Source organism: Hymenobacter swuensis DY53 (assembly GCF_000576555.1).
In the GTDB taxonomy this organism is placed as follows: domain Bacteria; phylum Bacteroidota; class Bacteroidia; order Cytophagales; family Hymenobacteraceae; genus Hymenobacter; species Hymenobacter swuensis.
The window spans coordinates 518,385-543,862 of record NZ_CP007145.1 but is presented as its reverse complement, the minus strand read 5'-3'; the positions used below and the strand labels follow the sequence as shown (position 1 = coordinate 543,862).

The window sequence follows — 25,478 nt, the reverse complement described above, 5'->3', positions numbered from 1 at the left end:
AAGGGCTTTTTTATACAAAATCAATGAAGTATATGCTCGATATTTAACATCTTGTCTTCACCTTTACGGTGGCCCTACCAGAAGTTTGTTGGTGCGCTGAGCTTGTCATCTTCATTTCTTTCTTCACTTTCCTTCCTGTCACTTTCTATGACACAACTTTACAAAAAGGGTAGCACAACCACTCCCTGGCGCAAGCTAGCGGTGCTGGGCCTGCTAGGCTTGGCCTCAACGGCCGCTCACGCGCAACGCCACCAAGCGGTAGCCCTGCGGACTCAACCCCTTGAGTTAGCCTCTCCTACGGTTGCCAGTCGGATTACCGCTTTGCCCTACACCTCCGGGCGGGCCCAGAACGTGACCAGTACCTACGCTGACCTGGGCACGGCTGGCACGGCTATTACCACAGCCAACCTCGACGATGCAACTTCCGGTGCTCAGGACATCGGATTTTCGTTTTCGTACAACGGTACGGCTTTCACGCAGTTTACGCTCAACACCAACGGCTTCGTTAAGCTGGGGGCCACGGCGCCTACGGCCGCCAACGACGTAAATATTCTTATCAACAATACGGATCAGAATGTGCTGGCTCCTGCCTCTGGGGTTGACCTGGTAGCGGCGGCCAACCAAACGGCTTCGCCTACGGAGTTCCGGGTATCTACTACCGGCACGGCCGGCAGCCGCGTCTGCACAATTCAGTTCAAGAATCTGAGCGACAAGCCGACGGTTTCCGGTACTACAACCATTCCGTCACAGTTCAGCACCATGCAGTTTCAGATCAAACTGTATGAGGGCACCAACAACATTGAGTTCGTATACGGGGCCTGGACTAGCTCCGGCAACACGGCCACTGCCCAGGGCTTTCTGGTGGGCCTGAAGGGCAGTTCGGCCGATCCGGCCGATCTGAGCCTGACTTCCAAAGGTGGCACGGCCGCCTGGAGCGCCACTACTTTCCAGAATACGGTAGTACAGGGCGGCGTAACATATTATGTGGGCCACTTTGTGCAGAATAGCGTGTTGCCCGATGCCGGCCGCACCTACCGCTTCCGGACTGCTCCTGCCTCCGATGCTTCCGTAGCTACTATTCATACGCTAGGTAAGCTGGCCGTGCCCAACTCGTTGCCGCACGCCGTGGTAGCCGCTGTTACCAACTCCGGTACCAACCCACTTACCAACGTACCAGTAACCCTGACGGTGAGCGGTGCCAACACTTTTACCAGCACCAAAACCATTGCTACGCTGGCCGCAGGTGCTACGCAAGCCGTTACGTTTGACGCCTACCCCACTACGCTGGCCCAGGGAACCAACAACCTGACGGTAACCGTACCGGCCGACGATGACAACACCAATAACTCGCTGCCCTACACGCAACAGATTACCACTGACCAAGTAGCGTATGTAGATGCGGCCCAGGTGTTCTTCGGCTCGGTAGGGGTTTCCTCTACCACTGCTGGCGGTACGCTGGCAGTAAAATACAAAAACAGCCAGGCTGCCAGCCTCAGCCAGGTAAAAGCTACTTTCCTGGCCAGCGCCACTACTACCTCCACGTATCGGGTGGTAGTGCTGGATGCCAACGGAACGGGCGGCACCCCTGGTACTGTGCTGTATACCTCACCGGTACAGAGCCGCCCAGCAGCAGCCGGCACGGTTACTATTGCGGTACCAAACCCCGTGGTATCGGGTGATTTCTATGTTGGCGTGCTGGAAGTTTCGGGTAACGTAGGCATTGCCTATCAGCTGGAAGACCCACTGCGCACCGGCACCTTCTACTACCAGACGAGCGGCGGTGCCTGGACTCCTGTGAATAACACGACGCTCCGCACCCGCCTTGCCCTTGATGCTACCTTGGCCCCGGTTCCTACCTGCGCTACGCCTACGGCCGTTGCGGTTAGCAACATCACCGTTAACAGTGCTTCGGTAACCTTCACCGCGCCCAGCAACGGCACTGCCTACACCGTTATTTACGGTCCCCGTGGCTTCAACCCCGCTACTGCCGGTACCAGCGTACCCGGTACTGCCTCCCCTATTACCCTCACGGGCCTGACTTCGGGTACCCAGTACGATGTGTACGTACGGGCTAATTGCGGTGCTACCGACCAGAGCAACCTGAGCCCGGTGGCCCAGTTTACTACTGTTTGCCAGGCGCCTATTATCACGGCATTCCCTTACGGCGAGAACTTTGACGGTGTAGCAGCCGGCACGCTGCCCTGCGGTATCACGGTAGCCAACGAAAACAACGACAACCGTACATGGGCAGTTATCGGCACCGATACGCCCGGTGGTGCCCCAGCTTCGGCTCCGAACCAACTGCGCTATGTATACAGCGCCACGGCTGCTGCCGATGACTGGTTCTTCACCCCGGCACTGTTCCTGCGAGCCGGCTCTACGTATCAGGTATCGTTCAAATACAAAGCCGCTGTGCTGGGTACTTCCGAGAAGCTGGAAGTGAAGTACGGAAACGCTGCCACCGCTGCCGGCCAGACCAACCTGCTTTGGAAGAATGAGGCCATTGCCAACGCTACGTACACCACCACGGTAGGTGGCACCGCCACGGGCCAGGTAGTACCCATTACGCCTGCCACCACCGGCAACTACTACGTAGGCTTCCACGTGTACAGCGCCGCCGACCAGTACAACCTGTACATCGATGACATTGCCATATCCACTATAACGGCTTCTTCTCCGGCCCTGATGCGCGCTATCAGCCTGTATCCGAACCCCTCAGAGGGCAGCCTGACGGTGGAAGTAAGCGGTGCCAATGCCAAAGGTGGCCTGCAAGTAGAGGTAATCAACCTGCTGGGTCAGCGGGTACACACCGCCACGGTGCGCGACAACATGACCAACCAGGTTGATCTGTCGAAGCTATCCAGCGGCATGTACATCGTGAAAGTGAAAAACGGCAACGAGTACATGATGCGTAACATCACCATCCAGAAGTAAATATTGCTTCTAATCAAATCAAAAAGGACAGCCGAATGGCTGTCCTTTTTTTGTACCCAAAAATGGCAGCTGCTTGCAGTAGCGCGGTGTCGGGAACGGTACACTAGCCTGATGGCTGCAAGCTGTCGGACCGCAAGAACCACTTCACTATTTACCTGCCTGCAGGCTTTATATGTTACATGGCCCGCGCAATACCCTGCACTTAGCGCAGCTTCAATCCTGTCAGTTGATGATACAGAAACCAGTCCTTAAGCACCAAAAAAAGGCCCCGGCAGCGAAGTCGGGGCCTTTTTCATTACTGAGAGCATACTTTAGGCTACCTGACGGGACTGTTGCACCGGCCTAGCCGTAGTGCCGGCAGCTGGAGTAGTTTCCACAGCAGCGTCGGTTTCGCGGCGGCGCTTGTAGATGGCCATGCCGAAGCCGACAGCCATCAGCAGGGTACCGCTCCAAAGCAGGTTGATGAACGGCTTCTCCACGGCTTTCAGGATGATGTAATCCTTCTGGGTGGTGCTCACGCCGAAGGTGAACTTGCCTTTCTGGGTATCTACGTTCAGGAAGCTCAGGCGCAGGCCCAGGTCCTCAATTTCATCGGGCACGCGGCCGATGAGACGGTTGCGTACCACGAACATCGGGTGGATATGGTACTGCTTCTTCTCGCCGTATACCAAGAAGTCACCCTGAATAGCTAGGTCACCTTTCTGCAGGCCCAGGCCGGCGGTCTGGTGGGCGGGCTCCACGGCCCGGAACACGGCAAAGTAGTCGTTGAGGAAAATGGTGTCGCCCACACTCAGGACGTGCTCCTTCACCTCGCTCCAGTCCTTCTCCTTATCCACCGGCGGCACCGCGCTGATGTGGGAGTAGATGTCGTGGTCGGCAAATTTCTGGATATCGGGTGAGGCCAGCAGGCCGCCCATTTCCTCGTTTACCTGCGCCCGAGGATAGAGCGTGAAGGCCTCGCCGGTTTTGCGGTCCTTGTACTCTACGCGGTAGAAGGTGTTTTCAGGGCTGATTTCAACGGTGTCACCGGCTTTGTAGTATACCTTATCGCCGCGCTTAATATCAGCGCGGGCCAGGGTTTTGTACTCGTCGGCAGTACGGTAGAGCAGCTGTTTATCCACGTAGCCGGGCACGCCGGGCACGTCCCAGAACTGGCCGGTGTAGCGCACATCGTACTTACCCATCGGGGCGGGGTCGTTACGCCACAGCAGCACGTTATCCTGATTAGTGGTCTGGTCGAATTCGCGCGAGTAAAGCAAGCCCGATACGTTCTGACTGATGATATTGGAGTAGCCCGCCGACGCCAGCACGCCCAGCAGCATCAGGGCAATACCTATGTGGGCAATGCCACCGCCCGACAAGCTCACTTTGCGTTTCATCAGCGTAAACACCATGCTCACGTTGGCCAGCACCCCAAACAGCGCCGTGGTCAGCAGCACGATGTACACAATGTCCATCTTATGGCCGTAGTACTGCACCAGCAGAATCACGAGGGCCGCGCCCAGCAACGACAGAATAGCGGGCACCGTGAGCGTGTTAGTCAGGCTTGACTTATCGTTTTTCTGCCACCACATCACCTGGGCCAGGCCCGAGAAGAAGGCCACGCCCACACCCATCCAGAGCTGAAACTTGGTGTAGTGGGCAATCTGGTCGGCGGGCAGAGCCAGGTTTGATTTGATACCGATAAAGCCCAGGAAGGCATTATAGACCGGAATACTGGTGGTGAACAGTACCTGGAACGCGCCCAGACATAGCACTGTCGCGCCCACGAACACCCACAGCTCGGGGTTATAAGTAGTCAGTTCTTTCTCCGATACCGGAATGTGTTTCCAGCGCCACACCAGCAGCCCGATACTCAATACCACGAAAGCCGCCAGGTAGATAATCAGCTGACCCGACAGACCGAGGTCGGTGAAGGAGTGGACGGAGGCGTTACCCAGCACGCCCGAACGGGTGAGGAACGTAGCGTAGAGAATCAGCAGGAAGGTGGCAATGACCAGCACGAAAGACGTGCGCAGAGCCGTGCGGCTACGCTGCCACAGCACCAGCCCGTGCAACGAAGCCACCAGCACCAGCCACGGAATGTACACGGCGTTTTCCACCGGGTCCCAGTTCCAGTAGCCCCCGAAGTTGAGGGTTTCGTAGGCCCAGTAAGCGCCCATCACGATGCCCACGCCCAGCACCATGCCACCCCAGAGCGTCCAGCGCATGGCTGGGCGCACCCACTTGGTGTACTCGCCCTTCCAGAGACCGGCTACGGCGTAGGCGAAAGGCGCCAGCGTGAGGGCAAATCCCAGGAACAGCGTAGGCGGGTGAATCACCATCCAGTAGTTCTGGAGCAGCGCGTTCAGGCCGGTACCATCCTTGGGCACGAAGTTGGGGTTGGTTTTCCAGACCGGCAGGTCGGGCATGAAGTCGCGCAGCAGAATGAAAGGCGAGGAGCCGATTTTCAGGTCGCCCAGCACCACGCCCAGAATCATGGACGTGAGGAACAGCTGGACGCCGGCAAAAATGGCCATCACCGGAGCTTCCCAGCGGCGGGCGTAGCGCATCAGAATCAGGCCAATGCAGACGTGCCAGAAAATCCAGAGCAGAAAGCTGCCCTCCTGCCCTTCCCAGAAGCAGGAAATCATGTAGTACACCGGCAGGTGGTTGCTGCTGTGGCTCCAGGCGTAGTAGTACTCGTAACGGTGGCCGTGAATGATGGCAAACAGGCACACAATCACCGAAACCACGGATAGGCTATGCACCAAGAAAGCGCCCCGCCCCAGCCGCAACCAGCCGGCGTCGGTGATGCCGAGGGCGCGGCCCTGCCCGGCCTTAAAGTAGGCGTACGCCGCCACCGTGGCTGCCACGAAGGCCACTATGACACTCAAGTGCCCGGCGTCGCCGATAAGGGTGTTAAGCATAGGTTACTGCGTTGAGAAAGAAAAAATCAGCCCGTCAGAATATCTACCAAGCTGACCACAAGTTGTTTTTAGGATTATCTGACGGGATGCTGCCGCCGCATCTGGCGGGCCTGCCGTTCCCAGGTTTGTTGCTGCTGCAACGCCTGCTGGCGCGCGTCAGGAGTTGCATCGGTGCGTTGCCGCAACCTGCTGTAAGCGTACCACTGCTGCTGCACCAGAATCGGCGTACTACCATTCGGCTGTTCGGCTACCACTTGGTAAAGGTAACGCCCAGCAGCCGAGAGTGTGTCGGTCCAGGTGTAGTTGGTAGCTGGCGCGCCGTAGGTACTGCGCCGTACTGCCACCACGGCCCGGCCATCGGCCCGGAAAGCCCCGGCTTCCCGGCGCACTACCCGAAACTGCGTAGCCGAAGCCAGCGAATCGGGCAATTGCCAGCGCAGAGTTACCACCGGGTTGGCAACAGGGCCGTTAGCCAGCGGCAATGGGGCAAGTGGCATTCCGTGGGCCTGGGTACTGACGGTGAGCGTAAACTGGCAGTTGTCGTGCAGGTAGCCATCCACATTCAACAAGTATGGCTGGCCAGCCCGTAGCGAATCCAACGTCACGAATACGTCGTCCTGGCTGCCAAGCGAAGCACAGGACAGCACCCGGTATGTGGCCGGTTGGCAGGGCGTACCCGTCAGCACAACCAACTGCACCCCACGGACGTCCCGGCACTGCTGGCCAGCAATATTCACGTAGTAACGGCCAGATGCCGCGGGCGTGAACTCAAACCACTGGTCGTTATTATACTCAATGCACTTACCGGTCAGTCGCTCATCCACGCAACTCCACTGCACGGTGCAACCGGTGGTAGAAGATGTCACTGACGCTTCCGGCTGGAGTTGCCGACGACGCGAAATGTCATCGTTAGGCACCTGTGCGGCAGCTTGCTCCGGCAAAAACAGCGCAGCAAAAAGCGAGGTAGTTACCAGCAAGCGGCACAGTCGTGTATTACTCCCGTTCTCACATTGCTTCTTTACCACGCTTTTACTCTTTACCTGATTAGTTCACGCTGGCCGTAGCGCCTTCAATATCCTTCTCCACATACTTGGAAGGACATTTGAGCAGGATTTTGTCGGCCACGAAGGTATTGTTGCGCATGGCCCCGGTAATCACCACTTGCTCCGATTTGTCGAAGTCCTGGGGCTTGGGGTTGAAGTACACCACGCGTTGGGCAATGCGGTTGGTATCCACCAGCGTGAAGGCGAAATAGTTGGGGTCGACGGTGGGGTTGTATTCCAGCCCCATGATGTTCTTGGCCCCGTCACGCGGCAGTCGGCCTACTACGTGCACTTTGGTCAGGTTGCCCTCCGAAGCCCGTTCGCGCGCTTCCTTGAAGGAAACGTACACGCTGGCATCACCGGCCGTACTCGTGATAATACCAATGGCCACGGCAATTATGGCCATAATGAAGATGTGTGTCTTTTTCATTTCGGTGCTACAACAGGCGGCCCCAACCAGGGCCAAAGGTCACTCAGAACAACAACAACTAATAGAAAAGGTCCGCAGGTAGATAAGCTGGTGAACTACTTAGTTTACCACTTTACTCTTTCACCTACTCCCGAACTTCCTTCTCCAGCCGGCTGAGCTTGCGGTCTAGGGAAATCAGGAAGAACAGCAGCCCCGCCAGCACCACCGCAATGACGGCTACTACCACGTAAATTTTACCGCTCTGGCGCAGAGCATCAGCCATTTCGGGCTGTTCGGCGGGTACCGTGGCCTGGGCGGCTACACGTAGCACGGGCAGCAGCAGGGCCAATAGCAGCAGCAGCGCCGGGCGCAGTTTAGGCAAGCTGTTTTTCATATACTTTCAGTTTGAGCAGAGAAACACGGCTGGCTAGCTGGGCCAGCCAGAAGGCCAGTAAGGTCCAGCCAATAACGGCCGGGTAGAATACCAGCCGCATATTGCTGTCGAGGTCGTATTTGGCGAAGGCCGGATTACCGCCCGCGCCGGGGTGCAGCGAGTCGGTGAGGCGCGGCAGGATATAGAACAGCGGCATGGCCGTGGCAAAGGCGAAGATGTTGTAGATGGCGGACACCCGGGCCCGCTGCTGCTCGTCGGTGAAGGAGGAGCGCAGCACCAGATACGCCCCGTAAATGAGCATAGCAATGGCCGCGCCATTCAGCTTGGGGTCGTTGGTCCACCACTCCCCCCAGGTATACTTGGCCCAGATGCTACCCGTAGCCAGACCCACAAATCCCATTAGAATACCCGTACGGGCCGCTTCGTGGGCCCGGATATCCAGCTCCGGCGTGGGCGTGCGCAGGTAGCGCACTGAATAGTACACCGAGGCAACCAGGATAAAGGTCATCCCAAACCACATGGGCACATGGAAGTACAGGTTGCGGATGGTTTCGTTGAGAATAGCCAAGCGCGGCACCGGCAGCAGCAGGCCCGCCACTGCCACGTACAGCAGCAGCACCACACTCAGAGCTTTCCACCAGTTTTGTTTCATGCAGGGTTGTTAGCTGTTAACTGTCAGCTTTTTGAAGTGAGAAAGCAAATACACCGGAGCAAAGCCTGAACGGCCATCAGCTAACAGCTAAAAGCCAATAGCTTCTCTCAGGACCGCCATAAAAAAGGAAACAGTAGGTACGACACGGCCCCGACAATCATATTCAGGGCTACCAGAGTCAGCAGGGAACTGCGGCTGGCTTCGAATTCCAGACCATCCAGCGCGTTTTTCGATACTTTAATGAGCAGCAACAGCATGGGCACCATTAGCGGGAAGCCCAGCACCGCCATGAGGGTGCTGCTGTTGGTGGCCTTGGCCGCAATGCCCGAAACCAGCGTGAGCGTGCTGGCAAACCCCACCGCGCCCAAAGCCACGTTGCCTACAAACAGCCCCACGTTCTGCACCGGGTTGCCCAGCACTACCGCGTACAGTCCAAAAGCCACCAGAGCCAGCCCCAGCAGCAGCAGCGCGTTGTAGAGAATCTTGGCCAGAATCACGGCCTGAGGGCGCACTACAGTGTAGTAGTAGAGCATCCGGCCCCGGCTTTCCTGCAGAAACCCCTTGGCCACGGCATTCACGGCCGAGAACAGCAGTACAATCCAGAACAGGGCATTCCAGGCCGGAGCGGGCAGTTGCCCCCCCCGCGAGGAGAAGCTGAGGTAACACACGAATACCGTGCTGCTCACGTACAGCAGCATCCCGTTCAGGGCCGCACGCTGCCGCCATTCCAGACGGAAGTCCTTCTGCATCAGTACCCAAATTTCGCTCAGAAGCGTCACGGCAACACGGCTGGTAAACAGGACCGCAAAGATACAACCCAACTCCCGGATTAGCCGCCCCCCGCTCGGGAATACTCCTACCAGCCGCTACAAAAGCCAACCGGCCGACTCTTTCCTGAGAAAAAGGCGGCCGGCAGTGTAGTTAACGGAAGTGTATTCTAAAAATCGTAGCCCAGCGTCACATACAGCTTGGGGCCTTTGTTATTGTATTGTTCGCGGCCCCAGGCCACGTCACCCTTCACGTAGAAGCCCAGCATAGTAGTGCGCATACCGGCCCCGTAGCCGTACAGCATGGGGTTGGTGAAGTTCACGACGGAAGCTTTGAAGGCTCCTTCCTCCACCGTTTGCGTGTTGTTGGAGTTGTTCACGCTGAATGGGTTGGCACCTGAGTACGTGGTGCCCATGTCGCCGAAAGCGGTGAGCTGCAGATTACGGAAGAAGCCCGATTCAATCGGCCGATGCGAGAAATACTGGATGATGGGCAGCCGTAGCTCGGAGTTGAACAGGACGTATTTCTGACCTACCCGCTTGCTGTAGTCGAAGCCCCGCAGGTTCGTCACGAACTGCTGATAGAACATCTGGGTGGGGTCCAGGCGCGTGGGGTCCGTCACCGATGCCTGGTCGGCGGTGATGAACTGACTGTCGTTGTAGTCGTAGTTCAGCCAGTTATCCATACCGCCCAGCCGGAAGAAAGGCTGCGCCGTTCCGCCTCCTATGTACTGGCCAAAGCTGGCCCGGTTGGCCCAGATCAACTGCCGGTGAATTTTCTGGTAGTGGCGCAGGTCCACAAAAATCTTGGTGAAGTCGGTGCCGTGACCGTCCAAATCCCGCAGGCGCGTTATACCAGCCTTCATGCGGGTGCCTTGCAGCATATTCACGCCGGTGGCAATGGAGTTATCAAACACCAGTTCGCCCTCTCCTCCCAGATAGTTGGTACTGCGGTCAGTAGAGTTGCTGAGGTCAGCAAAAATTTTGCGGCTTACGCTCACAAAACGCGGCCCCAGGCGTACGCTCAGGTTGTGCGTGAGCGGGTAAGCCAGCGTGGGCGCAATTTCATGCCGACCATAGCGCACTCGCCCAAAGCTCTCCAGGCTCACGAAATAAGCTTGCTTCTGGTACCGGACGCTCCAGTCGTAGCGGTGTTTGAGGTTGGTGTACTCGGCGAAGATGTTGCTGGTGCGCAGGTCAGTGAGGGCAAAAATGCCCGCCTGGATGCGGTGGTCTTCCATCAGGTCAGACATGTTTACCTGCCCTCTCAGCCCCAGTCCCAGCAACGGATCAGAATACAGCGTGGATACCACGTTGTCGATGCTGAAGCGGGTATCGTAGCGGAAGGGGCCGGCCGGGGCCGATGTTTCGGCGGGAGCCGCTTTGGGCAGTGCCACTACCGTGGCAGGCCGGCGCCTGGCTACCGTGGGCGAAGCCCGGGAAGCCGGAATATCCTCATCGAACTCATACGCATTGGTATTGACGCGGTTATCGGCCGGTTTGGCCGGAGCGGTTTCCGGAGCAGCCTCCGGCGCGGCGGCCGGGGCAGTGGTTTGCTGCGTAGCGTTGGCCACGGTTGGGCCGGGCCGGTTGGCTGCCGGAACCGCTGTCTTGGCCGGCTTCGAGCGGTCCTCCAGGGTTTCCTGCCGGGCTGTTTTGTACAGGACCAGATCCGTTGGCAGCGTGTAGCCGGGGTACAAATACACATTGTCGTGCCCGTCTTCAGCAGCCACCAGACCCAGCGTGTTGCTGGTGCTGTTGTAATCGTAGTCCTTGATGCTGGCCAGGAAGCTGGTCACCGGTTGGTACTGCCGGGTAGTCAACGTCAGGCGGTAGAGGCTGCGAATTCCGCTTTCCTCGCCCACGAACAGTATTTCTGCATCAGAAATGGCGCGGGGCCGGCCTTCGTTGGAAATGGTGTTTACCAGAACTTCCACCGGCTGCGGGCGGCCATCGAGGTGGTACAGGTACAGGTCGTAGTTATTCACCACGGCCCCGAAGCTTCCCTTCGCCGTACCGGCCGAATCGAGCCAACGGTTCGAGCTGAACAGAATGCCGCTACCCCCGGGCAGAAAGGCCGGCTCTACGTCATCAAATACGTCATTCGTCAGCTTCTCGGGAATACGACTCCCGGCCCGCAGCAGGTACAAATCGTTCTGCCCGTTCCGGACTCCGCTAAATACCAATGATTTGCCATCAGGTGAGTAGTTCAGGTCGGTCACCTGCGAGAACTGGGCAAACAACGAGGTACTGCGGCCAAAGCTGGGCAGCAAGCTTTTCAGCCGGGCCAGCATATTGCTCACGCCACCGCTGGCTTCCCGCAACTGCAGGGTTTGCTGGCCTTTGTCTTCTTCGGCCACTGCAATCTGTCCGTTGCCGCGCCAGGCCAGTACGGGCAGGCGGGTTTCTACCTGCTGATCAGGCGTCTTGTAGCCGCCCCGATGGATCATATTACGGCCTGAGCCGTCTTTATTCACCACCTGCACCCGGTAGCGGCCCTGGTCGTTCTGCACGTACGCCATGCGCTGCCCGTTGGGGCTTATTACCGGCTGGCTGTAGATGGTTCCCTTGCGGTTGCGACCCACAATGCGGTTTTTCTCATTCGCCTCCTGGTATGGCGTGCGAGGCTGCGAATTAAGCTGACGATAATAGCCCAGCCAGTCTTTCAGGAAGACTTTATACGGCACATTCAGCGAGGAGCTGATACCCACTTCCACGTCGCGGGTAATGCGGGTAAGGTTCAGAATATTCTGGATGCTGGTGTAGCCGTAGCGCTCCGCAATGTAATTCCACAGGCTCTGGCCGGCCAGCTCGGGGTTGCGCACAAAGAACGGAGCCGTCCGGGTGCCCTCGTGCTCTTTGGTCATGGTACGCATGTAGTCGTCCATTTCCACGCTCCAGCCCTGCGCCGCGTAAGCCGAGGCTCCACTGATAAACCAGTCGGGCAGCTGCAACAGGTAGCTGCTCTGAATAACTTCCTTCAGCGAGCCCCCATACATCATATCATTGAGCAGCACCTGGGTGATACGGTTGCTCAAGTCCTGTTTAAACCGGGTTTGCTGACCCTCAAAGGCAATCTGCACCTTGGTCATGCGCAGCAGAGAGGTTTCGCCACCGGTCTGGTATTTGTCGCTGCTCAAGCCCACATTGCTCTGCCGCAGGTCGCCCACGGAGTTAAAGAGCATAATGGTGGTTTTGGAGTAGGGATAGTACCCTATCAGGCCGGTGATGCGCTGCAATTCCTTTTCCGCATACTCGGCAGCGTGCCGGGCATTGGCCTCGCCCCCAGCGTAGTAATAGATGTTAAAGTTTTGGGTGTTGAGCTGCTGCCAGTTGAAGTCCTTGTACTGAATGCGCACGCGCCCGAACGGCTCCTGAGCGGTTTGGGCGTGGGCAGCAGTTGAACCGGAAAGCAGCAAGCCCAGCAGCAAAGCCGCCAGGCCAGCCGGCCCACCCACGCGGGACCGGAAAAGGAAGGAAACGTGCTTCATATAGGAAAGACTAGGAGCGAGACGCGGAAGAAGCCGGGCCGGCCGCAGCCGGTAGGGAAGAATACAACGTAAAATACCGCCGGATATTGACTTCGGGCCAGAGCTCTACGTCATTTTCCAGCCAGTCGGCCATTACTTGGGCTAGGCGCGGGGCCATCATCACCCCTTTCGAGCCAAACCCGTTGAAAATGTGCACACCCGGCGTTTCCGGGTGAGTGCCCAGCAGCGGCTTCCGGTCACGCACGGCGGGCCGTACCCCGGCCCGTTGCCCTGTTACCCGGAAGGGCAAGCTGATCATGGCCTGCAGGCGCTGGCTGAGTTCCTCACGGGCTTCGGGCGTAATGCCTTCCGCAAAGGGCGGCCAGCGGTAGGTGGCTCCTACGCGCAGCCGGCCGTTGCCGAGCGGCACCACGTAGGCCCCCTTGTTCAGCACCACCTCTGCAGGCAGCCCCGCGCATTCCACTTCCAGCACCTCTCCCTGGTTGGGAGTCAACGGCAACCAGCGGAAATACGGGTTATGCACAGCGGCGGCACCTTCGCAGCTAACCACGTGCCGGGCGTGCACTTGATCGGCGTAGATGAAGCCTTCTGCCGGATCGGCAACAAGCCGGCCCCAATCAAAAGTTTCGTGCCGCAGCCAACCTTCCCGCAGGCCTTCCGCCGTGAGAGCAGTAAGCAGCTCCTCAACCAGCACGTAGCCGCCCCGCTGAATGCACAAACCACCCATTTCCTGCTGCACTCCCGCTATTTCGGGCAGCTCGCCGGTGGGGTCCGGCACAAAATCCTGCCAGGGCTGGTCGGCACTACGGGCTAGCATGGTATTCTGCTCCTGAATAGAGGAGAACAGCTTTATAATGGGCAATTCCCGTAGGAAAGGCTGCTTTAGGTGTTCTTCCTGCGCCCGGTAAAAGGCGGTGGCAGCCGTCAACAGCTCATCGGCGCGCCAAGCCAGGGCAAACCGCTTGCCGGCCACCGGATTCATGAGGCCGGCTGCCACCCGGGAAGCCGAATCGGGCTGCAGGGTATCCAGCACCAGCACCTGGTGCCCCCGGTGGCGCAACTCGGCCGCCAACGTAGCCCCAGCAATGCCGTAGCCTACCAATAAATACTCAACGCGCGTCATTGGGAGCAAGGTAACAGGGAATAGGGAAAGTTCGCGTCCGGCGTTACTCCACCCGACAAGTTGTAACTTACCCTCCCAAATGCGCCCGGACTCCACTCCGGTTTTCCTTTCTTTTCCATGACTGTTTCGGGATTTACTTTCAACGCTTTTTCCGAGAATACCTACCTGCTGCACGATACCACCGGCCACTGCGTGGTAGTTGACCCCGGCTGCTACGAGCCGGCCGAGCAGGAAGCTCTCCAACAATTCATTGCTGCCCAGGGCCTGCAGGTGGTGTTACTGGTGAACACGCATTGCCACATCGACCACGTCTTCGGCAATCAATTCATTCTCGATACCTATAAGGTACCCTTCCTAATTCACGAGGCTGACCTGGCTACGCTCCGGGCAGTACCGACGTATGCGCCTAGCTACGGCTTCCCGAAGTATAACCCGGCCGAGCCCACCGGTTTTCTGACGCCCGGTGAGCCAGTCCGCTTTGGGGAAACGGAGCTGGAAGTTCGGTTTGCGCCCGGCCACGCACCCGGCCACGTGGTGTTCTACCACGCTCCTACCAGCACCGTAATTGGGGGCGACGTGCTGTTTCAGGGCAGCATCGGCCGCACCGATTTGCCCGGCGGCGACTATGCCACGCTCATTACCAGCATCAAAACCCAGCTCCTGACGCTCCCCGACGAGACGGTAGTGTACTCCGGCCACGGCCCGGTTACCACTATAGGACAGGAACGTCGCAGTAACCCTTTCCTGAAATAAGGCCGCCGGCTACCTGCCATTGCTTTGTAGCTGACCTGGTGCCCCGGGCCGCTGCCTTTCTGTAGCTTTTCTAATCAGCCGCTTCTACTTGAAAAAGCATCTTCCCAACGCCGTTACCTGCCTGAACCTCTTTTCGGGCTGCCTGGCCATCTGCCAAATTTTTGCTGGCAACCTGGAAACAGCCGCCTATTTCGTTGGGCTTTCGGCTTTGTTCGATTTCTTCGACGGCTTACTGGCGCGGGCACTCCACGTCTCCTCCCCCATCGGCAAAGACCTGGATTCCTTGGCCGATGTCGTGTCGTTTGGGGTAGTACCGGGAGCCTTCCTCTTTGATCTGCTGCGGCAAAGTGGGGCCGGAATGCCCAACTGGTTGCCCTACGCCGGCTTTATCGTGACGGTGTTTTCGGCACTGCGGCTGGCCAAATTCAATAATGATACCCGCCAGTCCGATTCCTTTATTGGCCTGCCCACGCCAGCCTGCACCCTGGTGGTCACCTCGCTGCCCCTGATTCTGGCCAACGACCGGTTTGCCCTCAGCCCCTACGTGCTGAATCCGTGGGTGCTGCTGGGGCTCACGCTGGTACTTTCCGGGCTGCTGGTAGCCGAGTTGCCGCTCTTTGCCTTGAAGTTTAAGTCCTTTCGCTGGCAGGACAACCAAGTGCGGTTTGTGTTCCTGCTGCTGAGCGTTGGGCTGCTTTTGTGGCTATGGGCCGCCGCCATTCCGCTGATTATTTTGTTGTACGTGCTGCTCTCGGTGCTGAGCCCCGCAAAGCCCAAAATCGAAGCCGCGTAACCACCCCGGCAATCCATAGTCGGAACGGAATACGTTTACCTGATTGAACGTTTTTTCTCTTGGCAGACTGCAATAATTACTCACGTAAGTAGTTAAATAGCCACTGCTGAACTGTGTTGCCCGCCCACCTGTTGCCCCTCGAAAGCATCTTTTTCCTTTTCGCTGATTCTTGAGCTTTGCGTATGCGGTATTCTACGGTCTGGTGGCTGGTTGTCCTGGTTTTGACGATGGCCGGGCAGACTGCTTGGGCACAGTCGGAGCAGGTAGTACGAGCCCGCGTCACCTGGACGGGCAAGGAGCCGATTGCCATACGGGGGCAAAAGCGGCAGGTACCGTCGTTTCGGGGCGCGTCGTTCCGCGCCAACGAGCAGGTGGGTACCCTACAGCTGCGCTTGGCTGGCATCGTAGCCCAGGGCCAGCTTCGCGACGCGGTGTATGAGCCGGTGGTGGCCGCAGACGCTAAGCAACTGGATCTGGCCGCGCTGCCTACGACTCCCACGTTACAGTTGATTTCGGGTACCGATACCCGGCAGCCGGTTACGCTGCTGGCCATCCAGCCGCTACGCCGCAATGCCCAGACCGGCCAACCCGAAAAGCTGGTTTCCTTCACTTACGCCTACACCACGGCCGCTCAACGCCTTACTGCTTCCCGCATCTATACCCGTACTTCCGCGCTCAGCCAGGGTGACTGGTTTAAGATTGGGGTGCCAAGCAATGGTATATATAAGCTCGACAAAGCCACGCTAAGCGGATTGGGCATGAATGTGCAGGGCCTCGACCCTAACCGGCTGCGCCTCTACGGCAACGCTATGGGCACCCTGCCCCAGCTCAACAGTGCCTACCGCCCCGATGACCTCGCCGAAAACGCCATCCAGTTCGTGGGCGACGGCAACGCCACCTTCGACGACAACGAATACTTTCTGTTCTACGCCCGGGGCCCCCACACTTGGACGCGCGACGGCCTGAGCAACCGATTCCGGCACCAGCAAAACCCCTACGCCGATACTGCTTATTATTTCCTGACAGCAGGCACCAGTGGCGGCCGGCGGGTAGCCCCGAGGTCCGCTGTAAGCGGGTCGGCTTCGGCTCGTATTACCACCTTCAATGAGCGGCAGTTCTATGAGCGGGAGCTGCAGAATCTGGCCAAATCGGGGCGGGTGTGGGTAGGCGAGCAGTTTTCCACCGCCTCCGGGACACAGCGCGAGGTTACTTTTCCGGTAACTGATCTGGTAGCCGGCTCGGCGGCACAGGTTACGTCTTCCGTGGTGGCGGCCTCCTCTTCCGCATCCGTTTTCCAGACCAGTATAAATGGGCAGAATACCGTAAGCCAAGTGGTACCGGGCTACAACTGCACCGGCGGCTACGGCTGCTACCCGGAAATAGCCAATACCAACCTCTCCAATATAGCCTACACGGTTCCGGGCACCTCGCCATCAGAGGTAAAAATAAGCCTGACGTACGCCGGGGGAACCGATCCGGGCGCTAAGGGCTACCTCGACTACTTGGAGCTGAATGCCCAGCGCCAGCTTCGCCTGAATGGCAGCCTGCTGGAATTTCGCTCCCTTGAGAACATTAGCGCGGCGGCTATTAGTCAGTTTGAGCTGGCCAACGCCACGGGAGCTACCATCTGGGAAGTAACCAATCCGCGCCGGCCGGCGGCAGTGGCCCACACCAGCGGCACTTTTCTGGCCCGCACCGATTCGGTACGCGAGTTTGTAGCCTTCACCGGCAGCAACTTCCCTACGCCGCGCGGTTTTGGTAAAGTCGGCAACCAGAACCTGCACGCCCTCAACCTTGATGGCAAGCTGGAGCTGGTTATTCTCACGCACCCAGCTTTCCTGACGGCCGCCAACGCCCTGGCCGCTCACCGTACCACCCGCGACGGGCTTACGGTGCAGGTAGTAACCACCACCCAGGTGTACAATGAGTTCGGCTCCGGGGCGCAGGACGTAACGGCCATTCGGGACTTCATGAAGATGGTGTACGACCGGAACACCACTAGCAGCCGCCAGTATCTGCTGCTGTTCGGCGACGCCTCGTACGACTATAAGGCCGACATCACCAACGATGCCACTAAGCTGCCTGATTGGTGGAAGGACCGTTTGCCGGCTAACGCCGATAAAATCAACCAGAACTTCGTGCCGGTGTATGAGTCGGTGGAAGGCTTTGACCTGGTGATGGGGGCCCGCCCGAATGCCCAAGGCCTCACCTACTCCTCCGACGATTACTATGCCCTGCTCGATGACAACGAGGGGGCCTGGCTACCCAACACCAGCAACGAGTTGATGGATGTAGCCGTGGGCCGCCTACCCGTCCGCACCATTGACCAGGCCACTCTAGTGGTGAAAAAGCTGATTGGCTACGACGCGGCCAGCAGCTACGGCAAGTGGCGCAACCGCCTGACCTTCGTGGCCGATGATGGGGACGGCAACCTGTTCAGCTACTACAGCGACCAGCTTGCTAATCCGTTAGATACCTTGGCTAAAGCGCGCAGCTACAATGTGTACAAGCAGTACCTCGACCTGTATCCGCAGACCATTGTGGCGGCCGGCCAACGCTCCCCAGCAGCTGAAAAGGCACTGGACGAGGCGTTTGAAAAAGGCTCTCTGCTGATCAACTACATAGGTCACGGCAGCCCACGGAGTTGGGCCGATGAGCAGATCTTGACAAATGGTTCAGTTCAGCGGCTTCAGAACAGCGCCACGCTGCCCTTCCTATTTACCGGCACTTGCGACTTCAGCACCTATGATAACCCGGAGTTTACCTCTGCCGGGGAACTGTCGCTCACCGATATCAGCGGCGGCTCTATTGGGCTGCTCACTACTACCCGCGTGGTGTATGCCGATAAAAACCAGTCGTTGGCTATTGAGTTCTTCAACGACCTATTCAAGCCTCGCTCCGATGGCACGATGCCCCGCATCGGCGACATCTGCCAGACGGCTAAGAACATCGCCGTGGCCGGCGACAACAACCGCAATTACGCTCTGCTCGGCGATCCATCTATGCGTTTGGCCTACCCGGAGCAACTGGCAGTCATCACGCAAATCAATGGCAAAACTGCCGGCGCGGCCCAGACCGATACGCTTAAGGCTCTTCAACGGGTGGAGTTGAAAGGCGAAGTGCGCCAAGGAGGCCGCCTGAATAATGCTTTCAACGGTACGGCCAACGTGCAGGTCTTCGAGAAGAAGTCGGTGGTGATGACACTGGCTAACGAGGCCAATTCGCCGACGGTACCCATTACCATCCGGGAGAATGTGCTGTATGATGGGCCGGCCACGGTGCGCAACGGGCAGTTCAACGTGCAGTTTGTCGTGCCCAAGGATATCAATTACAGCGTAGGGCTGGGCAAAATCAGCCTGTATGCCTCCGATGCCGCTTCCCGCACCGATGCTCACGGCCAGATGCTGGTATCGGTAGGCGACGCGTCTCCCCTGGCTTACCGCGACACTATTCCGCCGCGCATCCAGCTGTTCATGGATAATGAGCAGTTTGTATTTGGCGGGCTCACGGGTCTTACTACCACCATGCTGGGCAATCTGCGCGACGAAAGTGGTATCAACACGGCCGGTACCGGCATCGGGCACGACCTTACGGCCACCCTGGACGGGGACGCCAGCAAAGTGACCATTCTCAACTCCTTCTACACCGCCAAAACCGATAGTTTTCAGGTGGGCCGGGTAGAATACAAGTTCAAGGACCTCACGGCTGGCCCCCACGAGCTGCGCGTAAAAGCCTGGGACACGTGGAATAACTCCGCGGAGCGCTCAGTGGAGTTTGTGGCCGCACCCACCGAGAAACTGGCCCTGCAGCACGTCCTGAACTATCCTAACCCGTTTGCCCGCAACACCACCTTCCATTTCGACCATAACCGGAGCGGTGAGGATCTGGACATTCAGGTGCAGATTTTTACGGTGTCGGGTAAATTGGTGCGCACGTTGCAGGGCTCGGCTTTTGGCAGCGGCTCCCACGTTTCGGCCGTCACCTGGGACGGCCGCGATGAGTACCAGGACCAGCTGGCCCGGGGCGTGTACGTGTACCGCGTAAGCGTGCGCACACGCTCAGCCAACGGCTCGGCTACGACTACCGCATCGAAATACGAGAAACTGGTTTTGCTCAACTAATCAACCCATCGGGCTATTTCGCCTACCTTCCGCCTCCATTCTTTCTTCCCTTATGACACTGCCGAAACTGTCCCTGCGCTCTGTGCTGCTGCCTGGTCTGCTTGGTCTGGCTGCTACTGCTACCCACGCCCAGAGCCGGGTCAATGCCATTACCACCGCTGTGCCCATTCTCACCATCAGCCCCGATGCGCGTTCTTCGGCTTTAGGTGAGGCCGGGGTTGCCATCAGCCCCGATGCCAACGCCGGGTACTATAACCCGGGCAAGCTGGGCTTTGTGCGGTACCAGTACAGCGCGGCAGCATCCTACACTCCCTGGCTGGCCAGCATTGCCAATGATATGGGTCTGGCTTACCTGAGTGGCACCAGCAAACTTGGTGAGCGGTCGACAATTTCGGCCAACCTGATGTATTTCGATCTGGGCCAGATTGATTACCGCACGGCCAATAATCAGCCGAACGGTTCCTTCAACCCCAAGGAATACGCCTTTACGGTAGGCTACGGCCAAAAGCTGAGCGACAACTTTGGCGTGGGTCTGAATGCCCGCTATGTTCGCTCCAACCTCACTGGCGGCAGCACCGACTCTAATCCCGGCAACGCCATAGCCGTTGATCTGGGGGCCTACTACACCACCGACCTTTCCATCGGGGCGGGCGAGTACAATCTGGCCCTTGGCGCGGCGGTATCGAATATCGGTAACAAAATCACGTACACCGATGCCAATCAGCCGGATTTCCTGCCCACCAACCTGAAGCTGGGCACGGCCATTACCCGGGAGCTGGACGCCTACAACAGATTAACGGTGACGGTGGACGCCAACAAGCTGTTGGTTCCAACTCCTTTCTATGATGTAAATGACCCCACTGATAACCGTCAGGCCCCGGCGGTAGTTGCCGAGAATGAGAAGCGGGCCAACTACGGCATCGTGCGCGGCATTACCAGTTCCTTCAGCGACGCGCCCGGCGGTTTCAGTGAGGAAATGAAGGAAATCAACCTCTCGGCGGGCCTGGAGTACGTGTACAACGATTTGCTGATGGCCCGCGTAGGCTATTTCTACGAAAACCCCATGAAGGGTGACCGGCAATATCTAAGCTTTGGGGCCGGAGTACGCTACCAAGTTTTCGGGGTGGATGGCACGTACCTGGTTCCTAACTCCAAGGCCAACCCGCTGGCGCAAACCTTACGTGTCTCCCTGCACTTTAACTTCAACGAGCTGAGCGAAGCCTTCGGTTCTTCAGACAGCCCAACCAACTAACTCTCCTCTCCTTTTGATGCTCGACCGCACAGTCGCTCCTCCCGTTCAGCCGCTGGCCAGCGTAAAGCTGCCCGCGGCTGACGTGTTTTCGCTCCCTAACGGAGCCCGCCTGCATGTGATGCGCAATGATGCGCAACCCGTAGTTCGGCTGCAGGTAGTATTTAAAGCCGGTAAATGGTACGAGCCGGCCCCCGGCGTATCGTTGCTCACGGCCCGCATGCTGCTGGAAGGCACCCGCACCCGCACTGCCCGCCAGATTGCCGACGAAATAGCCTTTTACGGCGCCTCGCTGGAGTGCGACCAGGGCTTTGACCGCGCTACCCTCACCCTCTACTGCCTGACCCGGCATCTGGAAAAGCTGCTGCCGCTGGTTCTTGATGTGCTCACCGAGCCTACCTTTCCGGAAGCCGAACTGACGCAGCTGCAAACCCGCACCGTGCAGAACGTGCGGGTTGAGCGGCAGAAAACCAGCTACCTCGCCGCCGAGCAGTTCTCCAGCAACCTCTTCGGGGCAACCTATCCGTACGGGGTCAAGTTTGACGAAACAGCCTTCCAGCGCGTCACCACAGAGCAGGTCCGCACTTTTCATCAGCAGGCATACACCTTTACCGGAGCCGAGCTTTTCCTTTGCGGAGATGTCAGCCCGGTTCAGGATGCGCTTGTACAGGATATACTGGGAGCTGTTCCCGGCATTAGCAGCGGAATAGAGGCCGTTGCGGCTGCTTTTCCGGCCAGTGCCCCGGCCCAGGATTACGTGCTGGTGGAAGGCAGCCTACAGGCTTCTCTGCGCATCGGGCGGTTGTGGCCAGCTCTCAGTCATCCTCAAACGCATGATTTACAGGTACTGGCGAAGGTACTTGGTGGGTACTTCGGCTCCCGCCTGATGAAGAACATCCGGGAAGATAAAGGCCTGACTTACGGCATTTACGCCAGTATCGGCCCGCGTGAGCAGGCTACCAGCTTCGTGATTGGTTCCGATGTAAATGCAGCCAGTGCCGACGCAGCTATTCGGGAAGTGCATCATGAGCTGCACCGCCTGCAGGAGGAATTGGTGCCTGAAAGTGAGCTGCAGACGGTGAAAAACTACATGGCCGGCAAATTCGCCAATGAGCTCAGCACCGTATTCGAGCAGTGCGATAAGTACAAGAACCTGGTCTTTTATAACCTACCCGCCACCTATTACTCCGATTTCATCAGCCATGTTCAGGCCGTCAGTGCCTCAACGCTGCAGGAGTTGGCGCAGCAATACCTTGCTCCGGAAGACATGATTGAGGTAGTAGCCGGTCCCGGGCAGCGCACCTGAGCCACGTTTTAACAAGCCAATTCTGAAGCCTGTTTCTCCCAGAGAGAAGCAGGCTTTTTGCATTTCTATCGAACCATGTCCGGTTGCGCAAACGGAGCAAAGTGAGTAGTCACTATAGACTATATATTCTCTCCTCCACCTTGCCTATCGGGCATACCTGCCTGGGTTTACGAGCAAAAAATAGGTCATATTACCTTAATATTTTCTCCACTTATTTCCTTTTTAATTATTTGTTAAACAAAAACATAGCACCCAATACAATCTATATTTTCTTGATCCGGGTTTGATAAGTTTCGCTTGAGAGAGGGAGGGTATTCTTTTGCTCCGTTCCCAGTTACCAGGCTGGTCGCGTGTATGCGTGGCCGGGGCCTTATTCAGGTACTGGGTACTGCGTCGAGTACAAGCCATTCCCGCCCTTAACCCTGCTCTCATGCCGGTACCCCTACTATTCCCACTCTCTTCCTGGCCTTCTCATGCCCGGTTGGTTTTGCCCGCGCTGGGTTTGCTTTCTATCGGAAGCACGCTGGCCGCGCCGCGCTCGGCAAACGCCGCAGCTACCCCTGATTTTGCTCGCCTGGCGGCTGTGGCCGGCGGCACGGTAACCGGCCGCGTGGTCGATAGCACAGGCCAGGGCATTCCGGGCGTGACGGTGCTGGTGGAAGGCACCTCGCTCGGAGCCTCCACCGATGGCAGCGGTAACTATACCATTGCTAATGTGCCCGCCGGTCCGCATACGCTGGTATTTTCCTCTATTGGGCTGAATACCGTACGGACGCCGGTAACGGTGACGGAAGGCCAGGCCACCCAGGTAGCGGCAGCCACCCTCAGCGACAACACGACTCTGCTCAATGAGGCCGTGGTAGTGGGCTACGGCACTGCTCGCCGCCAAGATGTGACGGGCTCCGTAACCACGGTAACCACTAAGGACTTTGTGAAAGGCCAAGTGACTTCGCCCGAGCAACTGGTGCAGGGCAAGGTGGCCGGCGTACAGATTACCACCGGCGGCGGAGCACCCGGCGAAGCCAGTGTGATTCGCATCCGGGGCGGCTCCTCCCTGAACGCCAGCAATGACCCGCTCATCGTAATTGACGGGGTGCCGGTGGATAACCAGGGCATCAATGGGGCAGGCAATCCGCTTTCGTTGGTCAACCCCCAGGATATTGAGAGCTTCACGGTGCTCAAGGATGCCTCGGCTACGGCCATTTACGGCTCCCGGGCTTCCAACGGGGTTATTCTCATCACCACCAAAAAAGGGCTGGATGGCGAGAAGATGCGCGTGAACATCAGCTCCCAGGTATCCAGGGCCACGAATTATGGTAAGGTGGACGTGCTCAGCGGCGACGAGTACCGCGCACTGCTGAACCGGGCCGTGGCGGAGGGTACTATTCCGGCCCTGAACCAAGCCTACCTCGGCACCGCCAATACCGACTGGCAGGACGCCATCTACAAAACTGCCTGGACCACCGATAACAACGTGAGCCTGACCGGCAGCGTGCGGCACGTGCCCTACCGGGTTTCATTGGGCTACCTGAATCAGGATGGCACGCTGCGCACCGGCAACCTCAAGCGCAACTCGGCCTCCATTGGCCTCTCCCCGCGCCTGCTGGACGACCATTTGCGCATTGACGTGAACGTGAAGGGCACCTGGGCCGACTACCGCTTTGCCGACCAGGGCGCCATTGGCGGCGCGGTGCGCTTCAACCCTACCCAGCCCATTTACAGCACGGGCACTGACGGCTTCAACGGATACTTCGAGTGGCGCGACGGGGCTATTCCGAACCCGCTCACGGACCGCAACCCGGTGGCCCTGCTCAACGACAAGCGGGACCGGAGCACGGTGTTGCGCAGCATCGGCAACGTGCAGCTCGACTACAAGCTGCATTTCCTGCCTGATCTGCACGCCAACCTAAACGTGGGCTATGATGTGTCGCGCAGCAACGGTACTGTCTTTATCCCGGCCAGCTCGTCGGTGGCGTATTCCACCCAGGGCCAGAACAACTCCTACCGCCAGGAAAAGGACAACAAGCTGCTGGAAACCTACTTGCGCTACAGCAAGGAGCTGGGTAACCACCGGGTGGAGGCCCTGGCCGGCTACTCTTACCAGGATTTCTACACCCACGCGCCCTTCCGGTTTGCCTACAAGGCCGACGGCTCGCGCCTGTACCCGCTCGACCCAGCCCAGAACCCCTTCAAAACCCAGTACACCCTGCTTTCCTACTACGGCCGGGCGAATTATAACTTCAAGGACCGCTACCTCGTGACGGCCACCTTGCGGGCCGATGCGTCCTCGCACTTCAGCCCCGAAAACCGCTGGGGCTACTTCCCGGCGGCCTCGGTAGCCTGGCGCCTCAACAAGGAAAGCTTCCTGGCTGAGTCGAAAACGGTATCGGACCTGAAGCTGCGGGCCAGTTACGGCATTACGGGCCAGCAGGATATTACCAACGTAGCCGGTGACTACCCCTACCTGGCCAAGTACAGCCTCGGGGCACCCTCGGTACGGCAGATTTTCGGGCAGGACACCATCTACACCCTCCGTCCCGCTGCCTACGACCGGAACCTGCAGTGGGAGCAAACGGCAACCTACGACGTGGGCCTGGACTATGGCTTCTTCGGTAACCGTCTGACCGGTTCGGTGGATGTATATCTACGCAAAACCTCTGACCTGCTGGCCGTTATTCCGATTCCGGCGGGCAGCAACCTCTCCAACACGCTGCTCACCAACATCGGGAGCCTGGAAAACCGGGGCGTGGAGCTGGCCTTGAACTACAACATATTGCAGGGCGACCGGCTGAACTGGTCCGTGAACCTCAATGCCACCATGAACCGGGGCAAAATCACCAAACTCTCACAGGTACAGGACCCCACCTACTTGGGCACGCCTACCGGTGGCATCGGCAACTTCCAGTTTGTGCAGGTGAATGCCGTGGGCTACGCGCCCAATACCTTCTTCCTGTATGAGCAGCGGTACAGCGAGGCAGGTAAGCCCATTCAGGGACCCACCGCCAGCCCCACCATCGAGCAGTACGTGGACCAGAACGGAGACGGCATCATTAATGAGCGGGATAAGGTGTACGGCAAGAACCCCGCGCCCAAGGCCATTCTGGGCTTCAGCTCCAACCTGAGCTACGGCAAAGCGAGTCTGGCCTTCACGGTGCGCTCCAACGTGGGCGGCTCCGTGTACAACAGCGTAGACGGCGGCCAGAGCAGCTACTACGGCCTGAATACCGGCCTGAACTACTCGGCCAACGTGGTGCCCGCCATCTACACCACCGGCTTCACCACTGGTCAGCCGCTGAGCAACATTTACCTGGAAGACGCCTCGTTCGTGCGCCTGCAGAACGTGACGCTGGGCTACGATTTCGGCAGCCTGGTGAAAGCCGGCACCAACCTCAACGTGACCCTGGCCGCCCAGAACCTGCTGCTGCTGACCAGCTACTCCGGCCTCGACCCAGAGCGCGCTACTGGCGTCGACAGCAACTTCTACCCTCTGCCCCGCACCATCACGCTGGGCCTCAACCTTGGTTTTTAACCGCC

Annotated in this window: 15 protein-coding genes; 7 read left to right on the top strand and 8 right to left on the bottom strand. The window is 58.3% G+C overall.

The window, feature by feature from the left end; translation table 11 throughout:
• Positions 1–147: 147 nt before the first annotated feature.
• Positions 148–2,934: a T9SS type A sorting domain-containing protein gene (locus HSW_RS03790; RefSeq protein ID WP_044000889.1), complete on the top strand. Its 2,787-nt coding sequence runs from the start codon at positions 148–150 to the stop codon at positions 2,932–2,934.
• A 311-nt stretch (positions 2,935–3,245) separates the two neighbouring features.
• Here HSW_RS03790 and ccsA read toward each other — a convergent pair whose 3' ends face one another.
• From ccsA to HSW_RS03750, 8 genes are all read right to left on the bottom strand, one after another.
• Positions 3,246–5,843, bottom strand: coding sequence for a cytochrome c biogenesis protein CcsA (ccsA, locus tag HSW_RS03785; protein WP_044000888.1), 2,598 nt, complete (start codon positions 5,841–5,843; stop codon positions 3,246–3,248).
• Between the two features lie 74 nt (positions 5,844–5,917).
• Positions 5,918–6,709 (bottom strand): hypothetical protein, encoded by a 792-nt coding sequence (locus HSW_RS03780; protein WP_197031935.1) that lies wholly within the window; start codon positions 6,707–6,709, stop codon positions 5,918–5,920.
• Positions 6,710–6,887: 178 nt separating this feature from the next.
• Positions 6,888–7,316, bottom strand: a complete 429-nt coding sequence (locus HSW_RS03775) for a cytochrome c maturation protein CcmE domain-containing protein (protein WP_044004080.1) — start codon at positions 7,314–7,316, stop codon at positions 6,888–6,890.
• A gap of 124 nt (positions 7,317–7,440) precedes the next feature.
• Complete coding sequence (locus HSW_RS03770; protein WP_052346081.1) at positions 7,441–7,689, bottom strand: CcmD family protein; 249 nt, start codon at positions 7,687–7,689, stop codon at positions 7,441–7,443.
• Positions 7,670–8,341 (bottom strand): cytochrome c biogenesis protein, encoded by a 672-nt coding sequence (locus HSW_RS03765; RefSeq protein WP_044000886.1) that lies wholly within the window; start codon positions 8,339–8,341, stop codon positions 7,670–7,672. Before HSW_RS03765 ends, HSW_RS03770 begins: the two co-directional genes overlap by 20 nt.
• A 107-nt stretch (positions 8,342–8,448) precedes the next feature.
• A complete protein-coding gene (locus HSW_RS03760) occupies positions 8,449–9,090 on the bottom strand; it encodes a heme exporter protein CcmB (protein WP_044004078.1) in 642 nt (213 codons plus the stop codon).
• A 188-nt stretch (positions 9,091–9,278) separates the two neighbouring features.
• Positions 9,279–12,599, bottom strand: a complete 3,321-nt coding sequence (locus tag HSW_RS03755; RefSeq protein WP_052346080.1) for a TolB-like translocation protein — start codon at positions 12,597–12,599, stop codon at positions 9,279–9,281.
• A gap of 10 nt (positions 12,600–12,609) precedes the next feature.
• Positions 12,610–13,722: an NAD(P)/FAD-dependent oxidoreductase gene (locus tag HSW_RS03750; protein ID WP_052346079.1), complete on the bottom strand. Its 1,113-nt coding sequence runs from the start codon at positions 13,720–13,722 to the stop codon at positions 12,610–12,612.
• 117 nt (positions 13,723–13,839) lie between these two features.
• On the opposite strand from HSW_RS03750, the gene HSW_RS03745 reads away from it, so the two are divergent.
• From HSW_RS03745 to HSW_RS03720, 6 genes are all read left to right on the top strand, one after another.
• Positions 13,840–14,475: an MBL fold metallo-hydrolase gene (locus tag HSW_RS03745; protein WP_044000885.1), complete on the top strand. Its 636-nt coding sequence runs from the start codon at positions 13,840–13,842 to the stop codon at positions 14,473–14,475.
• An 88-nt stretch (positions 14,476–14,563) separates the two neighbouring features.
• The gene (gene pssA, locus HSW_RS03740; RefSeq protein ID WP_044000884.1) at positions 14,564–15,268 is read left to right on the top strand and encodes a CDP-diacylglycerol--serine O-phosphatidyltransferase; all 705 of its coding nucleotides are present in this window, start codon (positions 14,564–14,566) and stop codon (positions 15,266–15,268) included.
• 182 nt (positions 15,269–15,450) lie between these two features.
• Positions 15,451–19,389: a type IX secretion system sortase PorU gene (gene porU / locus HSW_RS03735; protein ID WP_044000883.1), complete on the top strand. Its 3,939-nt coding sequence runs from the start codon at positions 15,451–15,453 to the stop codon at positions 19,387–19,389.
• Positions 19,390–19,441: 52 nt separating this feature from the next.
• Positions 19,442–20,641 carry a type IX secretion system outer membrane channel protein PorV gene (porV, locus tag HSW_RS03730; RefSeq protein ID WP_044000882.1) on the top strand — a complete coding sequence of 400 codons (1,200 nt, stop codon included), beginning with the start codon at positions 19,442–19,444 and terminating at the stop codon, positions 20,639–20,641.
• Positions 20,642–20,657: 16 nt separating this feature from the next.
• On the top strand, positions 20,658–21,944 hold the full coding sequence (locus HSW_RS03725; RefSeq protein WP_044004075.1) for a M16 family metallopeptidase: 1,287 nt from the start codon (positions 20,658–20,660) through the stop codon (positions 21,942–21,944).
• A gap of 502 nt (positions 21,945–22,446) precedes the next feature.
• Complete coding sequence (locus tag HSW_RS03720) at positions 22,447–25,473, top strand: SusC/RagA family TonB-linked outer membrane protein (RefSeq protein ID WP_231501350.1); 3,027 nt, start codon at positions 22,447–22,449, stop codon at positions 25,471–25,473.
• The last annotated feature ends 5 nt before the right edge of the window (positions 25,474–25,478 follow it).

What these genes read in the sequence shown, in the direction of transcription:
- HSW_RS03725 (WP_044004075.1), top strand. Translation starts at nt 20,658, where the DNA reads ATGCTCGACCGCACAGTCGCTCCTCCCGTTCAGCCGCTGGCCAGCGTA.
- HSW_RS03755 (WP_052346080.1), bottom strand. Translation starts at nt 12,599, where the DNA reads ATGAAGCACGTTTCCTTCCTTTTCCGGTCCCGCGTGGGTGGGCCGGCT.
- porU (WP_044000883.1), top strand. Translation starts at nt 15,451, where the DNA reads ATGCGGTATTCTACGGTCTGGTGGCTGGTTGTCCTGGTTTTGACGATG.
- porV (WP_044000882.1), top strand. Translation starts at nt 19,442, where the DNA reads ATGACACTGCCGAAACTGTCCCTGCGCTCTGTGCTGCTGCCTGGTCTG.
- HSW_RS03770 (WP_052346081.1), bottom strand. Translation starts at nt 7,689, where the DNA reads ATGAAAAACAGCTTGCCTAAACTGCGCCCGGCGCTGCTGCTGCTATTG.
- HSW_RS03765 (WP_044000886.1), bottom strand. Translation starts at nt 8,341, where the DNA reads ATGAAACAAAACTGGTGGAAAGCTCTGAGTGTGGTGCTGCTGCTGTAC.
- HSW_RS03760 (WP_044004078.1), bottom strand. Translation starts at nt 9,090, where the DNA reads ATGCAGAAGGACTTCCGTCTGGAATGGCGGCAGCGTGCGGCCCTGAAC.
- HSW_RS03745 (WP_044000885.1), top strand. Translation starts at nt 13,840, where the DNA reads ATGACTGTTTCGGGATTTACTTTCAACGCTTTTTCCGAGAATACCTAC.
- HSW_RS03775 (WP_044004080.1), bottom strand. Translation starts at nt 7,316, where the DNA reads ATGAAAAAGACACACATCTTCATTATGGCCATAATTGCCGTGGCCATT.
- HSW_RS03750 (WP_052346079.1), bottom strand. Translation starts at nt 13,722, where the DNA reads ATGACGCGCGTTGAGTATTTATTGGTAGGCTACGGCATTGCTGGGGCT.
- HSW_RS03790 (WP_044000889.1), top strand. Translation starts at nt 148, where the DNA reads ATGACACAACTTTACAAAAAGGGTAGCACAACCACTCCCTGGCGCAAG.
- ccsA (WP_044000888.1), bottom strand. Translation starts at nt 5,843, where the DNA reads ATGCTTAACACCCTTATCGGCGACGCCGGGCACTTGAGTGTCATAGTG.